16 protein-coding genes are annotated in these 14,182 nt (G+C 43.7%); 2 read left to right on the forward strand and 14 right to left on the reverse strand.

What is annotated here, in order from left to right:
• Window positions 1-128: 128 nt before the first annotated feature.
• Window positions 129-749 carry a hypothetical protein gene (locus HFA01_RS14715; protein ID WP_146817558.1) on the reverse strand — a complete coding sequence of 207 codons (621 nt, stop codon included), beginning with the start codon at window positions 747-749 and terminating at the stop codon, window positions 129-131.
• Window positions 750-958: 209 nt separating this feature from the next.
• On the opposite strand from HFA01_RS14715, the gene HFA01_RS14720 reads away from it, so the two are divergent.
• Window positions 959-1,138 carry a YjfB family protein gene (locus tag HFA01_RS14720; RefSeq protein ID WP_146817560.1) on the forward strand — a complete coding sequence of 60 codons (180 nt, stop codon included), beginning with the start codon at window positions 959-961 and terminating at the stop codon, window positions 1,136-1,138.
• Between the two features lie 236 nt (window positions 1,139-1,374).
• On the opposite strand, the gene HFA01_RS14725 is transcribed toward HFA01_RS14720, so the two are convergent.
• Both HFA01_RS14725 and fabZ read right to left on the reverse strand, forming a co-directional pair.
• A complete protein-coding gene (locus tag HFA01_RS14725) occupies window positions 1,375-1,662 on the reverse strand; it encodes a hypothetical protein (RefSeq protein WP_146817562.1) in 288 nt (95 codons plus the stop codon).
• 307 nt (window positions 1,663-1,969) lie between these two features.
• Window positions 1,970-2,392, reverse strand: coding sequence for a 3-hydroxyacyl-ACP dehydratase FabZ (fabZ, locus tag HFA01_RS14730; RefSeq protein ID WP_146817564.1), 423 nt, complete (start codon window positions 2,390-2,392; stop codon window positions 1,970-1,972).
• A gap of 145 nt (window positions 2,393-2,537) precedes the next feature.
• Here fabZ and HFA01_RS14735 point away from each other — a divergent pair, with 145 nt between their 5' ends.
• Complete coding sequence (locus HFA01_RS14735) at window positions 2,538-2,684, forward strand: lmo0937 family membrane protein (protein ID WP_115823967.1); 147 nt, start codon at window positions 2,538-2,540, stop codon at window positions 2,682-2,684.
• A 44-nt stretch (window positions 2,685-2,728) separates the two neighbouring features.
• Here HFA01_RS14735 and HFA01_RS14740 read toward each other — a convergent pair whose 3' ends face one another.
• The 11 genes from HFA01_RS14740 to HFA01_RS14790 all read right to left on the reverse strand — a co-directional run bounded on the left by HFA01_RS14740 (window position 2,729) and on the right by HFA01_RS14790 (window position 14,105).
• Window positions 2,729-3,823, reverse strand: a complete 1,095-nt coding sequence (locus tag HFA01_RS14740; protein ID WP_146817566.1) for a class I SAM-dependent methyltransferase — start codon at window positions 3,821-3,823, stop codon at window positions 2,729-2,731.
• On the reverse strand, window positions 3,820-5,151 hold the full coding sequence (locus tag HFA01_RS14745) for an FAD-dependent oxidoreductase (protein ID WP_146817568.1): 1,332 nt from the start codon (window positions 5,149-5,151) through the stop codon (window positions 3,820-3,822). Before HFA01_RS14745 ends, HFA01_RS14740 begins: the two co-directional genes overlap by 4 nt.
• Before the next feature lie 283 nt (window positions 5,152-5,434).
• On the reverse strand, window positions 5,435-5,770 hold the full coding sequence (locus HFA01_RS14750) for a DNA-directed RNA polymerase subunit beta (protein WP_146817570.1): 336 nt from the start codon (window positions 5,768-5,770) through the stop codon (window positions 5,435-5,437).
• A 21-nt stretch (window positions 5,771-5,791) separates the two neighbouring features.
• Window positions 5,792-6,613 carry a flagellar hook-basal body protein gene (locus HFA01_RS14755; RefSeq protein WP_146817572.1) on the reverse strand — a complete coding sequence of 274 codons (822 nt, stop codon included), beginning with the start codon at window positions 6,611-6,613 and terminating at the stop codon, window positions 5,792-5,794.
• A 17-nt stretch (window positions 6,614-6,630) separates the two neighbouring features.
• Window positions 6,631-7,455, reverse strand: a complete 825-nt coding sequence (locus tag HFA01_RS14760; RefSeq protein WP_146817574.1) for a flagellar hook-basal body protein — start codon at window positions 7,453-7,455, stop codon at window positions 6,631-6,633.
• A 30-nt stretch (window positions 7,456-7,485) separates the two neighbouring features.
• A complete protein-coding gene (locus HFA01_RS14765) occupies window positions 7,486-8,484 on the reverse strand; it encodes a rod shape-determining protein (RefSeq protein ID WP_146817576.1) in 999 nt (332 codons plus the stop codon).
• A gap of 255 nt (window positions 8,485-8,739) precedes the next feature.
• Window positions 8,740-9,021 carry a sporulation transcriptional regulator SpoIIID gene (gene spoIIID / locus HFA01_RS14770; RefSeq protein WP_146817578.1) on the reverse strand — a complete coding sequence of 94 codons (282 nt, stop codon included), beginning with the start codon at window positions 9,019-9,021 and terminating at the stop codon, window positions 8,740-8,742.
• A 342-nt stretch (window positions 9,022-9,363) separates the two neighbouring features.
• Window positions 9,364-10,302 carry a stage II sporulation protein SpoIIQ gene (spoIIQ, locus tag HFA01_RS14775; protein ID WP_146817581.1) on the reverse strand — a complete coding sequence of 313 codons (939 nt, stop codon included), beginning with the start codon at window positions 10,300-10,302 and terminating at the stop codon, window positions 9,364-9,366.
• A gap of 597 nt (window positions 10,303-10,899) precedes the next feature.
• Window positions 10,900-11,925: a stage II sporulation protein D gene (gene spoIID / locus HFA01_RS14780; RefSeq protein ID WP_146817583.1), complete on the reverse strand. Its 1,026-nt coding sequence runs from the start codon at window positions 11,923-11,925 to the stop codon at window positions 10,900-10,902.
• Window positions 11,926-12,052: 127 nt separating this feature from the next.
• Window positions 12,053-13,363, reverse strand: coding sequence for a UDP-N-acetylglucosamine 1-carboxyvinyltransferase (murA, locus tag HFA01_RS14785; protein WP_146817585.1), 1,311 nt, complete (start codon window positions 13,361-13,363; stop codon window positions 12,053-12,055).
• A 34-nt stretch (window positions 13,364-13,397) separates the two neighbouring features.
• The gene (locus HFA01_RS14790; protein ID WP_167506254.1) at window positions 13,398-14,105 is read right to left on the reverse strand and encodes a YwmB family TATA-box binding protein; all 708 of its coding nucleotides are present in this window, start codon (window positions 14,103-14,105) and stop codon (window positions 13,398-13,400) included.
• Window positions 14,106-14,182: the final 77 nt, after the last annotated feature.

A 14,182-nucleotide genomic window follows, 5' to 3' on the forward strand; every position in this document is an offset into this window, starting at 1 on the left:
TAAAGAAGTGGAACCAGGTACGAATATCTTCCTGTTCTAAAACTCGTACGAACGATTTATTAAATGAACGAATGAAAAAGTGCACAAAAAAAGCTGAACCTGTTGAATCAGGTTCAGCCTTTTATTTTTTACTGCAGGTTATTACCAAGCTGGGCAACCATCAAGTCCAGCTTCTTGACTTTCGGGAGCTCGTAGCCCGGGAAACGTTCGTCAAAGTGAGCAAAAGCGGGGGCTAATGCTTCATCTTCAAGGAGTTCCTCATAAGTTCGGAACGTATGTTGGTACTGTCCGATATAACGCTTCATCTTCTTATCAAAGCCTGATAAGTGATAGGTGGATGAGTAATCGAAGGCTTTGACAATATCACTATCGTACGTTGGGAAACTCGGGTTAATGGTATGCAGCATAGAAGCAGCTAATGGAAATTGCATCGTCGGGTTTCCTTTGTGATTTTTCACCTCGTAAAGACTTTTCGTAATGTGGACGATGTTCGGGCGTTCATATCCACGTTGTTCTTCCATGAGTTTGAAATAATACGTTTCAAACTCTTTCGTCAGACTTGGATTGTCGAGACGGAAGAAGTGCCGAAAGATGAATTGATAGAGCGTGTCGTCAGGTACATAAGTATCCTGAAAGACCGTATGAAGATAGAGATACACGTCCAATTTTTCGAGTGGGATCCGGTTCACCACTTTTTCATAGTCTTCCAAGATCAAATCTTTCAGGTCGTTTGCCGTTCTGTATTTCATCAATAATCACCTCTATTCGCTTATTCCACACATGAGAAACCTGAAAACGCCTGATTGTAAATTTTTAATGAATATTTCTATTTCCATTTTACATAAGATTCTAACGTTTTCAAAAGGTTTTCAAACTTCCGGACTAAGATATCGTTCGTCCGCAATCTTGCTTTAGTTTATAAAGAACCAACCGATGGTATAAGAAAAGGAGGGATAAGATGGACATCGCAGCACTATCCATGGCTATGAGTACGACAAGCCTTAAACAACAATCCAGTCTAGCTTTAATGGATAAAGTAAAAGGAGATGCAGAAGAAAAGGGGAACCAAATGGTTGAAATGCTTAAACAATCCGTTCCTCATCCTGATCTCGGTAACCGGATTGATTTGAGAGGATAAAAAGGGAGAGACAGTAGAGACCTCTTACTGTCTCTCTTTAAGGGGTGGTTTACGTCGGACAACGCCTGGCTATGAGTGGTTTCATTTTATTTATGGTTGGAATAGGCCTCTACCTTCTCCAACCCCTCTATGTTTTGAGGTTCCTCGTCCCAGTGTTTACAATTGGGGGAGTATGTATGATAGCTATTTCCACCTTTCTTTCCATGAAAAAAAGCCGCTGAAAAGGCGGCTTTCTTTTATTCATTATTATCTTCGTCTTCTGTAGCACCATCATCTGTCATACCGTCTTCCCCGTTTTCACCATCTGTCATATCATCTTGTTCTTTTTCTTCTTCGTTCATGTCGCCTTCTTCATCCATACCGTCTTCTTCCATGTTGTCCTCTTCGTTGTTGTTCTCTTCTTCCATATTTTCTTCTTCTTCCATGTTGTTTTCTTCTTCTTGAGGCTCTTCTTCAGAAGCACATGCTCCTAGTAGGGATACAGCAAAAAACGCGACCAACAGTTTCATAAGTAATGCTTTCATTGGTGTTTCCTCCTTTTAATGATTTCCCAAACTATTATGTCCATATCCTGTAAGTTCATCCATATATACTAAATTTTTTTCTTTCTCCTTTCCCAACTCCCCGTTCAGTGTATGTGAGAAACAAACCCCTTTACCAAATTGGATTACCCCCCTAAGGCGTCAGCTTAAGGAGACTCTACGCGCTCATACGGAAAGCGAGTTGTTCCCCGCAACCACATCCACTCAACAAAAGTCTTGAAATCAGGTCCTCTACCATCCAGCCATATATAAAAAAAGAACGCAGCGGCTGCTACGTTCTCTTTCTTGGTTATTTCAAAGCAAACATAATTTCTGCTTCACATGCAATTTCTCCATCGACGGAGGCTGTTGCTTTTCCTTTTCCTATAGGACCTTTCAAACGAACGATTTCCACTTCCAATTTCAAGCGGTCACCAGGCTTTACTTGACGTTTGAAACGGCACTTGTCAATTCCTGTGAAAAAGGCAAGCTTGCCCTGGTTTTCTTCTTTTTTCAGCATGGCTACAGCTCCCATTTGGGCCATCGCTTCTGTGATCAGCACCCCCGGCATGACAGGGTAATCTGGGAAGTGTCCCTGGAAGAAGGGTTCGTTCATTGTTACATTCTTGTATCCCACTGCGCGCTCACCTTCTACAATCTCTTCTACTTGGTCAATCAGTAGAAATGGATAACGGTGTGGGATGATTTCTTTGATTTGTTGTATGTCTAGCATGATCAGGCTCCTTTCCTATTCCATGCTTTCATTATAAAAGAAGCACAAGCCAGGGACAAAGTTTTTTCTGAGGCCTCGTTTCAAACGAGTGATTCAGGGAAAATATACAAATAAGTTTACCTATTACAAAAAGGAGGCCACTGCAATGCTCTGGACCATTTTAATTATTATCCTCGTTCTATGGCTGTTAGGCTTACTAGGCGGGATTGCCGGGAATTTGATTCATATTCTTCTTGTGGTAGCTCTCGTTGTTCTCATCGTCCGTCTTGTACAAGGGCGTGGGCGCCTATAGCCGAATGAAAGAAACCGCTATGGAGGCCTCCATAGCGGTTTTATTTATGAACTCCGTGTCAATTCATTCGTAGAAGAAGTGCTGGTCGAAAGGGTTTGTTCACTACTTCCTGCCATTTGCGTATGTTTCATTTCCCTTACAGGACTTGTCGGGCTCAACCAAAACGTGTACCATGATCCTTCTTTAATAATCGGATCAAGGTCAAACATTTCATATTTGCAGTTTTGAGAGATCTCTTTCAACTCTCCCTTGTTTGGTAAGGCAAATAGGTTGGAGTGAGCGACAAAGAAGCTGTTAAATGCTGAGGAGAACGCCTCTCCATGTTCCGTTTCATTGATTGGTGTAATAACAGATATCAGTCCTTGTTTACTTACATAGGTGTGAAGGTGGTTCAATAGCCCCCTGCGGTCTTCTGGATGGATATAGTGAAAAATGTTATGCAGGAGAACAAGATCCACCTTCTCACCATCCCGAGGTTTCCACTCGTTAATGTCTCCAACTTCAAAGCTGATGTTCGGATAACCCTCTGATAAGGTACGCGCTTTTTCAATGACCTTCTGATTGATATCTACCCCAATCATTTCGAGGTGTGGATATTCCATGGCCAGCTTCCTTAAGTAACCCCCATATCCACAACCTAAATCTACGACAGAAGTCACCTTTTTATCTTTGATCATTCGCTTAATTTTCTTAATAGCAAAATGCTCGAGGAGTGCGGAAGTCTCTGCTACCACTTCTCCATGGCGTTCATGATTGAATTCTGCCCGTTCTTGGGATTTCATGATGTCTGGATATTTCAACAATGTCGGCAGGTGTAATTCCATCATTTCTTTTAATAAAGCTTTAACGCCAGGTGACTGGTCGTCTCCCATCAAACTTGCGCATTTTCTCTTTGATGTTCGATAGCGGTTGTTCGGACGTTTTTTCAAATGCTTGACGGCCACCCCTACCTTTACCCAGGAGGCAAGCAGGTCATATGGGTAACCCGTTTTCTCACTGATTGCTTCAACCGTCCTTGCTGTCTTGAATTCATCAAAAAGACCGAGTTCTGACCCCACATAAGCGTGCCAGCTTGGCAAAAACGATTCGTTCTTTTTCATCCATTTCCTTGCCTGCATCGCTGTTACCCATTCATTCATGATATCCTTCCTTTCTCGTTTCTTTTCCAAGGATAATCTTCCGCTTCGGAAAAGAGATACTGACGCTGTTTCTGATCTGATACCCTTTTTCTTCTTGGTGGAAGCATACTGCCTTGGACGGCTCTGTCCACTAAAGTGAAATCCCATTTTCCGAGTCCTGAAATGTTCAGCATTTGTTTGACGTGAAGCTGGTCATCATCATAAATCCTTTGAACAGCTTTCATTCGGAACTTCCTCCACCATTCGTATTGGAACGAATACACGAGAGCGGATAAATGACTCAAGTTGAGTAAAAATTCTACGCGGGGTCTGCGAATATCTTCATAATAGTGAAGGTAATCTGTGTAGTTTTTCCCCTCTTCCTTACACCAGGCCAGAAGCTCTCCTAAAACATCCGCATCCTGTATGGCAAGATTCATCCCTTCTCCGGCCATGGGGTGAACGGTGTGTGCAGCGTCTCCAAGAATAGCTACATTTCCGGAATAATAACGATCGACATGATACGTAAACGGAATCATCAGCTGAACCGTTTTCCAATCTTCAATGGTCCGCACCCCTTCTGCAAGCTCAGGTTCTAGTTCACTATAAGCTTGATAGAGAGACTCCAAGCCTTTTTCCTGAATTCTTTTATACTCGCCTGCTTTGATTAAAAATACGGTCCGTACTTCATTATCAGGTAGAGGAAATAATCCTAAAAAGCAGCTGGATGTTGTAATGATCTTCCCTTTTGTAAATGATTCTGGCCGGGGAATAGTCACCGTCAGAAAATGGTGGTTGTAGTCCTTTCTTTTCACGTGGACATTCATCGCATCACGGGTGGGTGAGCTTCGTCCCTCTGCCCCTATGTACACTTGAGCCTGGACGTAGAATGTCTCCTTTTTACGCTTTACTTTTGCCATCCCTTTTTCAAAACCCGTGAACCGGGCTCCAGGCAGGTAATGAAAAAATTCATCATACTCCTTGCCCTTATTCCTGAGAATCTCTTTCGTTTTTTCATGCGGCACCATCAAGGCGTGATCGTAGATGCTTGCTACACGGCTGTAACTAAGCTCTGTCAGGTTGATTTCTTCAGGCGTACTGCCACGGTTGCGTTGAACTTCCTGAAAACGGAGCTGGTCGATCACATGACCATTCTCTTCCACTTCGTCCAAAACGCCCAATCTTTCAAGAATAGCTAATGTCTTCGGTTGCAAAAGTTCACCTTTATATACAGGAGATTCCCTTTTGAGCTGCTCCGCTATGACCACATGCACACCGCGGCTCGCTAGTTTCGCTGCAAGAGCAAGTCCTCCTACACCACCACCCGCAATAAATACATCTGCCTTCATGATTATGATCCCTCCCCGCTGCTTTGTCCTCTGTACGGGTGTAATTCCCTATTCCCTGTCTTGAAAACATCCGATGCTTTGATCAACGGGTACCCCATTGATGAATATCCGTACCTGGCACGCTGTTGGTAGTGAGCGGTGCCAGGCACCTTCAGCCGTAAGTAAGGTGCCAGACTTTGTGTTCAGAAAATCACTAATGAAACCAAAAAGAACACGAGCCGTAACGGCTCGTGTTCTGCATATTAAATAGGCTTATATCATAGAATGAAGTACAAGCTTGAGGTTATTCAGTTTTCGTAACAATATCCCAAATATGGCGCCATGTATCCACTTCAAGCGCGTCTGTCGGGTTGCCATCACCAATAACTCCATATCCGACCATCAATCCAATCAGTAAGGCAGCCACACTGAAAAGAAGGACAAGGATGATACGCAGCCATATCGGCAGGACACGTCGCCGTCCTTTTTTCGGAGCTTTCTCTTTAACTTCCGATTTCTGTTTCTTGGACGATGCTTTCGCAGGCTTCTGCTTCGTGGCTTCATCTAAAGCTTGACGCTTTTTTTCTCTTTCCTGATCTTTATTTAGCTTTTTGCCTTTTGAATTAGGATCTATTGCCATGGTCCGTCAAACTCCTTACGTTTATGATCTCAGTTGACTCACAAGCCCCATCATTTGATCACCTGTAGATATGGATTTTGCGTTAAATTGATAGGCACGCTGAGCCATCAGCATTTCTGTCATTTGCTTGGCTACATCCACGTTCGATGTTTCAAGCACCTGGGACTGCATATTTACATCTCCAGCGAGCACATCTCCCATAATTCCATCCTCTTCTGCTTCATCAGGAATACGGAAACGATTCGCACCTACCGATTCTAACATACGTGGCCGGACAGCTTCACTAACTTCCAATGCACCTTCAATCACTTGGTTTTGATCTCTTGTGACGAGAATCCTTCCATTCGAATCAATGTTGATGTCTTGAAAGTTGTCTTCTAGTATAATATTTTCGCCGTCCGCTCCGATGACAGGATGACCATTTGCCTCTGTCAGCACTAGTTGCCCATCATCAACCGGGTTCAAATAGAAGTTTCCTGCACGGGTGAAGTGAACTTCCTCTCCCTGTTCTGTCGTGACTCGAACGTTGAACATATGTCGGTCTTCCAATAAAGCTACATCCAGTTCCCGGCCGGTGTTTTTCAAGTTGCCCTGAGTCAGATCAAGGTTTGTGTGGCCAAGCTTTGCTCCCGTACCCATTCGGATGGTTTCCGGTGTCTGCCGTCCGACCTCTGCATCAGTATGAGACTGGTTATCGATTTGTTGATACAATAATGAAGAAAAATCGGCGCTGCGGCTTTTGTATCCTGTCGTTTCACTGTTGGACAAGTTGTTTCCGACAAGATCCAGCTTCTTCTGCAGCTGTCCCATCGTTACAGCCGATTGGATCATTGAACGATTCATGAACGTTGCCACACTCCTTAACTAATTCTTCCGATTTCCGTCACTGCTTTTTGCATGCTTTGATCATAAGCTTTTAAGACACGCTGGTTCATTTCAAACGAACGGTATGTATTCATCATTTCAGTCATGGTTCTATTCGGATCAACATTGGAACGCTCCAGATGGTGTTGACGAATCGAGTAACCCACTCCATCTTCCGCTCCAGGGTTCACGATGAGGTTCCCTTCTTCAGAAAGGCGAAATAGACCGTTCCCTTCTTTCACCATTTGAGAAGCATCCGGCGTGTAAGACAACCCAAGTACGAAAGCTTGTCCATCGACGGTAAGCTCTCCATCTTGTGAAACATCAAACTCCATGCCACCCGTATTTATCGGATCTCCGTTTCTATCCAAAACATAATACCCGAGGTTCGTCGTCAAAAACCCTTCGCCATCTACAGTAAAGTTCCCATTCCGTGTGTACCGCTCTTCTCCATCCTCATTCTGGACACGAAAAAAAAGGGAACCGGATTCGTCAGGTACCTCATTTTGTACAAGGGCAAGGTCTGTCCCCACCCCTGTTTCTTTCAGATCTCCTTGAACAAACGAAGGAACGGCTTCCTGCATATACACCCCTGTGTTAAGGGATCCTACATGTCCGCCATCAGGTATTTTGAATCCATTCTTCGTCGGAATCGTCTTGCTTCCCATCCGCTCTATTAATAGCTCTGGAAAAGCACGCATCGTCCCCTGGTCTGCTTTGTAGCCTGGTGTGTAGGCGTTCGCCATATTATTCGACAACGTTTCCTGCATCCTCTGGTTGGCCATCATACCTGCTGCTGCTGTGTAAAATCCCCTTAACAAGGTGTCTTCACTCCTTCCGACCTATCTAAACTAGAGTTTCGTTGAAATACGCTCATCTATATTCTCAAGCATAATGCCTGTACCTGTAGCCACACAATCCATCGGGGATTCAGCCACAAGGACAGGAACTTTCAGCTCTTCAGCAAGCAGTTGGTCAATGCCATGTAGAAGAGCACCGCCGCCTGTCATGATGACTCCACGGTCAATGATATCCGCAGACAGTTCAGGTGGAGTGCGCTCCAGCACTTGTTTCGCTGCTTGAATGATGACCTGTACAGACTCACGTAAAGATCTTTCAATTTCTTCAGAATTGACGGAGATCGTCCGTGGTAATCCCGACACCATATCTCGGCCGCGGATTTCAATTTCCTCATTTCTTGAACCAGGGAAAACCGTGGCCACGCTGATTTTGATATCTTCAGCTGTCCGCTCTCCGATCAACAGTTTATACTCTTTTTTAATGTATTGTAGAATCTCATGATCAAACTTATCACCGGCCATTTTAATGGAAGAAGCCGTAACAATATCACCCATGGACAAAACAGCGACATCCGTTGTGCCACCTCCGATATCGACAACCATGTTCCCGCTTGGTTGGAAGATATCCATTCCGGCACCAATCGCTGCTACCTTAGGCTCTTCTTCTAAATATACTTTTTTACCACCGGATTTCTCAGCCGCTTCTTTGATCGCTTTTTGCTCCACTTTCGTAATGTTCGTCGGGCAACAGATCAACATGCGCGGTTTTGATAAGAATCCTCTCACGTTCGTTTTTTGGATAAAGTGCTTCAACATCGCCTCAGTAACGTCAAAATCTGCAATGACACCGTCCTTCAAAGGTCGGATGGCTTCAATGTTGCCTGGCGTACGTCCGACCATCCGGCGGGCCTCTTCACCTACCTCCAGTACCTTCCCAGTATTACGGTCCATGGCAACCACAGACGGTTCGTTCAATACAATTCCTTTACCTTTTACGTGGATGAGTACGTTCGCTGTACCCAGGTCAATTCCTATATCTCTCGCAAACATGTTCTGTAGATCCTCCCTATTGTAAAAAACATAATCCTAGTAACGTGCAGGGCCCTCGTAATCCGTTACGTTACAACGGCAATGGAGATCAATCTCCTTCAACTTATATTTCCCTATTGTTTCAAGTTCTATTTTCGATTTAAATCATGCACATCTAGTTCTTTATTCTATCACAAAATTACGACATCCGTCTCTTGAGAGATGAAAAAAGTTACCAAATATCGAGGGAATGTGACAAAGGGAGGAAAACAGTGTTCATGCGAGAGGTTGAACAGGTTGATCATCCACCAATTGGGCTTTGTACTTTCTCCTGGTTGCTTCTCCACCTCTGAGGTGGCGGATTTCTTTATGGTGGTCGAGGATCTTCTTCACTTCCTTGGCAAGTTCGGGATTCACTTCCGGAAGTCTTTCCGTCAAGTCTTTGTGGACCGTACTTTTAGAAACTCCAAATTCTTTGGCAATGACTCTTACCGTTTTTTTCGTTTCAATAATGTGCTCTCCAATCTTGATGGTCCTCTCTTTGATGTAATCATGCACTCCACTCGCCTCCTGTGATTGACTATCCAAGGGGGTGGGATTCTTAGGAAAGCGGTTCTATTATGTTGTGTGGGTGTTTACTCTGGAAGTTAAATCATGCTGGATCACCCTGGATGTTACCGAGTGCTCGGTTATCCTCATTGTATTAATAAAAGTTCTAAGATATGCCAGATGATGCATGGGCCGATGTGATTTCTTGTAATTTCATGCTCGATACACTTCACAGAAAACCATTTCTTCATCTTATGTAACACAAACAGCCCTACATGCTTAAACGCATAACCCTAATAAACACCTACCTGATTTAACCAAATAAAAAAATGAGGGCAGAACCCTCATTTTTTAAGTCTGTGTGGTAGAGATGGAAGAGGCACTATCTTCATCTGGTGTTTGCTCTTCATCTTCAGAACCAGCTGGATCTTCATCCGTATTCAATTCTTCCTCTGTAGACTGCTCTGCATCGTCAGAAGGTTGTTCGGCATCATCAGAAGATTGCTCTGTACCTTCAGCAGGCTCTTCGCCATCTTCTTGTGGCTCTTCAGCTGGAGCGTCTTCTTCCTGAGCTTCTTGTCCAGCATTCTCAATGATTTTACTCATTGGCTGACCGAAAAACTCTTCAGGGTTGACAGGCTGTCCATCACTGCGTACTTCAAAGTGTACGTGGACACCACTCGCTTGTCCGAAGGAGTTCTTACCTGCAGAACCAAGAACTTCACCTTGGGCTACATCGGATCCTGCTAATACATCGACATCTTCTAAACTAGCATACACAGTTGAAATGTTTTCATCGTGTGTGATTTCAATAACATTGCCGTATAGCGGATCTTCTTTAACTTCTGTAACTGTTCCTGACAAAGCTGCTGTCACTTCGAAAGCTTCTCCATCTTCTCTAGTAATGTCTACGCCTTCACTTTGGTAGTACTTATTGTTGTATAGGACCAGTGCACTTTCTTGATCTTGCTCGGAAGCGTTGTAATCATAGAATTTAGTGACAATGGATGCTGCCTTTTCGTCAGCTACAGGCATTTCCAAGTTTTCCTGATGTTCCATGACTGGTACAGTATCTTTCTCATTATCTGCCGTCAAAAACTCATCCTGGACTTTGGAATCTGGTTGCTCTGCGATTTGGTCTTCCAAATCACTGGCTCCCTGCTGATACCAGAACACTCCGACAAGTACTAATGCAGCCACTGACAAATACAATGCTGGGTACAACCACTTCTTGCGCATCAAGCGTTTGAACTTTAATTTAGTCACGCTTTTCTTACCTTCTTCTTTCATGTTCATCACCTCAAAAACCATTCTGAACACTTCTTTGGGATTATATACATTCGCAGGAAAAAATTTATAAATCATAGAGTGCTTGTTCAAGAATCGCTCCCCGAGATAACCGGAGTTCGTTTGCCAGATTGAGCGTAGGGGAAGTGGCGAGCTTCCCAACCACCCCATTCGATGTATGTGAGAAACGAATCCCTTCACCAAGCTGGATTGTCTTCCGCTATCCCAATTGTTAAAAGCATAAAACGCTCTGTATCAAGCTTTTAGAGTTCAAGTACCTAGGCATGGGCGTTTTAATCTTATACTCCAATCAAACAGAATAGCTGTTTTTTTCTGGAAGTGGTTTCGAGACACTGATATAGCAAAGGGGCGGAGGGGAATGGCGAGACTCCTACCTTAAGTGTTCAGGCGCCTCGATCAGCGGCGTATGGACTGGACTGAGCTGGCGGAGATAAAGGAAACACGTAGAACGGAGTGATTCGATGTTGACTTATCGTACAGAAACGAGGGAAGTCTCGAAACTGAGCCTTCAAGAAACCTACCATATTGTTGCATGAAATCAGTTTGAACAACGAAAAAAGAGCTGCCCTGGGCAGCTCTTTAGTTTACGGTGTCTTCTTTTTCAATGGTTAAGGAAGCCGTTTGTGTGCTTATTGGTGCAATTTCTGTATCTTGATAATAGTGATGGATAATTTCTTTGTAATCTTTCCCTGATTTTGCCATGCCATTGGCCCCGTACTGACTCATTCCTACGCCATGACCATAACCCCTCGTTGTGAAGATGACATGGTCCCCTTTTTGCTTAATACTGAAATCACTGGAGGGCAGGCCGATTTTTTCACGAATTTCTCTTCCAGAAAATGTATGATCACCGAAATGAACTTCGTCCACCCGGTTTCCTTCTGTCTTCGTCATTGTTGACTGTTGGATTCCTGCACCTATGCTTACTCCCAAGGTCTGCTCAAGCTCTGCAACGGTGATGATTTTTTGATCGGCGAACTTAGGTGATTCCTGATCCCATGGACTTTCCACACTTTGAAGGTATGGAATATCATGCTCCCAATAATCTCCTGCGTTTTCTGTGTAGCCGTTGCTCGTTGAAAAGAAAGCTGCTGTAATCGGCTGTTGTTCATACGTAATGATTTCACCTTTTGTGGCATTGACAGCTGCTGTGATTTTTTTCATGTTTTCTTCATATTTGTCTTTCCATTGACTTCGTAGTTGTTCTTCATCTTTATACACTTGATGGCTGACCGTATCGGTAACATCTGCTTCTGCCGACACTTTTTCACCTTGAACTAAGTGACGGGTAATGTACGTTCTTGCAGCAAGGGCCTGGGCTTTGAGTGCTTCCATTTCGAAATTTACAGGCATTTCAGAAGCAACGACACGAGCAACATAACTTTCTAAAGGAACTTCTTCAATCTCTTTTGTCGTGCTACGTAATACGTTGACCGCAAATGGAGAGTCCTCCACGCTAGCAGCTTCTTCTGTTTGCGGGGTTTCCGTCACTTCTTCCGTACCCCCGGAATTCGTAAATGGGACGACGATCATCGTTGGTAGGATCAGTATTATTGTGAATAAACCACATACAGCAAGTATTCCGATTCTATTGTTTTTTCTCATCCGCATCCTCCTGGTTACAAAGTAAATCCCTCTACTAAAAATGTATCCAGAAATAGAAGATGATAGAACTAAAAAAGCTTACCTATTTCAAAAATATTGAAACAGGCAAGCTAAAAAGATGTATATATTATAATGTCGATACTGATTCGCTTGGTTCGTGATCTTCTGAATATACTTCTTCTTCTCTGACACGCTCAATATCAGCGCCTAGGGTAGCTAATTTCTCAGCAAAATCCACATATCCACGATCCAGATGCTTAAGCTCCGTCACTCTTGTATAACCGTCAGCCACTAATCCGGCTAGAATCAATGCAGCTCCGGCTCTCAAGTCGGTTGCGGCAACTTCTGCACCTTGTAAGGAAGATGGTCCTTCTACAATGACACTGCGACCTTCAATTTTCAAATTCGCGTTCATACGACGGAATTCTTCGACATGCATAAAGCGATTTTCAAATACCGTCTCTGTAATGACACTCGTACCTGCTGCATTCAGCATGAGAGCCATCATTTGAGATTGCATGTCTGTCGGGAAGCCAGGGTGTGGCATCGTTTTAATGTCTGTTGCTTGAAGAATATCTGGACCAATGACACGCAGTCCATTCTCTTCTTCTTGAATGATGACGCCCATCTCTTCCATTTTAGACACAAGGGGACGTAGGTGTTCATGCATCGCACCTTGTACGAGAACATTCCCTCCGGTAATCGCTGCAGCTACCATGAATGTACCTGCTTCGATACGGTCTGGGATAATGGTATGAGTCGTACCAACAAGTTTCTCTACACCCTCGATGCGGATTGTTTCTGTCCCTGCACCAACGATGTTTGCACCCATTTTATTCAAATAGTTTGCAAGGTCGACAATTTCCGGTTCTTTCGCACAATTCTCAAGAATCGTTCTTCCTTCTGCAAGAGCTGCAGCCATCATGACGTTTTCCGTTGCACCAACACTAGGAACATCGAAGTAAATTTTTGCACCTTTTAATCGGCCTTTCACTTCTGCTTCAACATAGCCGTTTCCAACGGTTACTTCAGCTCCCATTGCCTCGAAGCCTTTCAAGTGCTGATCAATCGGACGTGAACCGATCGCACATCCTCCTGGCATAGCAACCTTAGCATGGCCATACCGGGCCAAAAGTGGTCCCAATACAAGAACAGAGGCGCGCATTTTCCTTACATATTCAATTGGTGCTTCTGTTTCCAATTCACTAGAAGCATCTACCGTGACTGTGTTACCCACCATATTTACATCTGCATTCATATGTCGGATCACTTCATTGATCGTATATACATCAGCTAATGCGGGTACTTCGTGCAGTACGCTTTTTCCTTCACTTGCAATAATACTTGCTGCGATGACAGGCAGTACGGCATTCTTGGCACCTTCTGCTTTGACGGTACCATTCAGCTGCCTCCCACCACGGACGATGATTTTTTCCAAGGTTCATTCTCCTCCGCGTCCATATTCACTATTATTAATATTCAGCAGTTATTATGGGTGTGCCAATCGTGATGTTTGTCTCCCCGCCCAAAGTTCGGGTCGCGAATTGAACGTTCATTATTCGATCCCCAGCATCAATGGCCTGATCCCACTTTTGGGTGTATCCGGTCCTGCTCGTCCAACCGTTCTCGTCGATTTCATCTATTGTTGTTATGTCGAAAGCTTGTTTGAATTTTTTATACACTAAAACATCATCAATAATACCACTAAATTTGGTCTTAATACAAGAGAAATTAGTGACATTTTCTGAGAAAAATCGACGAGATATCTCATTCATGCTTGTTTGATTAATGTTTGTTAATGAAGGTGTTCCCTGTCCTTCTGTGGTATAAACCACTTCCACATCGCTCCACGCATTTTTTGGAACAATCATACTAAAACTTTCGATGATTTGTTCGTTTTTATGACTGTTTTTGACAGTGTACTTTACCGCATTGACCGTGATCTCTTCCCTAACGACAGAATCAGACCAAAACTCTAAGAGATCCTTTTTCAACCGGTCTGCCTTTTTTCTAGACACCTTTTCTTTCATCGTTATCGTCCAGCCACTCACTTCAAGCTGCTTATCCGCAGCAAATGACGAAAACTCCATGAGTGTTTCTTGAGCCTCTGTCATTTCCTGTGGATAAGCACCTGTTCCTATAATAAATAGAGCAATTATTCCAGCCAAAACACTTTTCATTTTGAATGCCTCCCCAAGCATTTTCTTACTATAAGTTTGACCTGAGAAGGGGACATTCATACGATACATTTCCTAAC

The sequence above is a fragment of the Halobacillus faecis genome (assembly GCF_007991335.1).
GTDB classification, from domain to species: Bacteria; Bacillota; Bacilli; order Bacillales; family Halobacillaceae; genus Halobacillus; species Halobacillus faecis.

Coding starts and splice junctions, on each gene's coding strand:
- HFA01_RS14715 (WP_146817558.1), bottom strand. CDS start 749: ATGAAATACAGAACGGCAAACGACCTGAAAGATTTGATCTTGGAAGAC.
- HFA01_RS14720 (WP_146817560.1), top strand. CDS start 959: ATGGACATCGCAGCACTATCCATGGCTATGAGTACGACAAGCCTTAAA.
- HFA01_RS14725 (WP_146817562.1), bottom strand. CDS start 1,662: ATGAAAGCATTACTTATGAAACTGTTGGTCGCGTTTTTTGCTGTATCC.
- fabZ (WP_146817564.1), bottom strand. CDS start 2,392: ATGCTAGACATACAACAAATCAAAGAAATCATCCCACACCGTTATCCA.
- HFA01_RS14735 (WP_115823967.1), top strand. CDS start 2,538: ATGCTCTGGACCATTTTAATTATTATCCTCGTTCTATGGCTGTTAGGC.
- HFA01_RS14740 (WP_146817566.1), bottom strand. CDS start 3,823: ATGAATGAATGGGTAACAGCGATGCAGGCAAGGAAATGGATGAAAAAG.
- HFA01_RS14745 (WP_146817568.1), bottom strand. CDS start 5,151: ATGAAGGCAGATGTATTTATTGCGGGTGGTGGTGTAGGAGGACTTGCT.
- HFA01_RS14750 (WP_146817570.1), bottom strand. CDS start 5,770: ATGGCAATAGATCCTAATTCAAAAGGCAAAAAGCTAAATAAAGATCAG.
- HFA01_RS14755 (WP_146817572.1), bottom strand. CDS start 6,613: ATGAATCGTTCAATGATCCAATCGGCTGTAACGATGGGACAGCTGCAG.
- HFA01_RS14765 (WP_146817576.1), bottom strand. CDS start 8,484: ATGTTTGCGAGAGATATAGGAATTGACCTGGGTACAGCGAACGTACTC.
- spoIIQ (WP_146817581.1), bottom strand. CDS start 10,302: ATGAAAGAAGAAGGTAAGAAAAGCGTGACTAAATTAAAGTTCAAACGC.
- spoIID (WP_146817583.1), bottom strand. CDS start 11,925: ATGAGAAAAAACAATAGAATCGGAATACTTGCTGTATGTGGTTTATTC.
- HFA01_RS14790 (WP_167506254.1), bottom strand. CDS start 14,105: ATGAAAAGTGTTTTGGCTGGAATAATTGCTCTATTTATTATAGGAACA.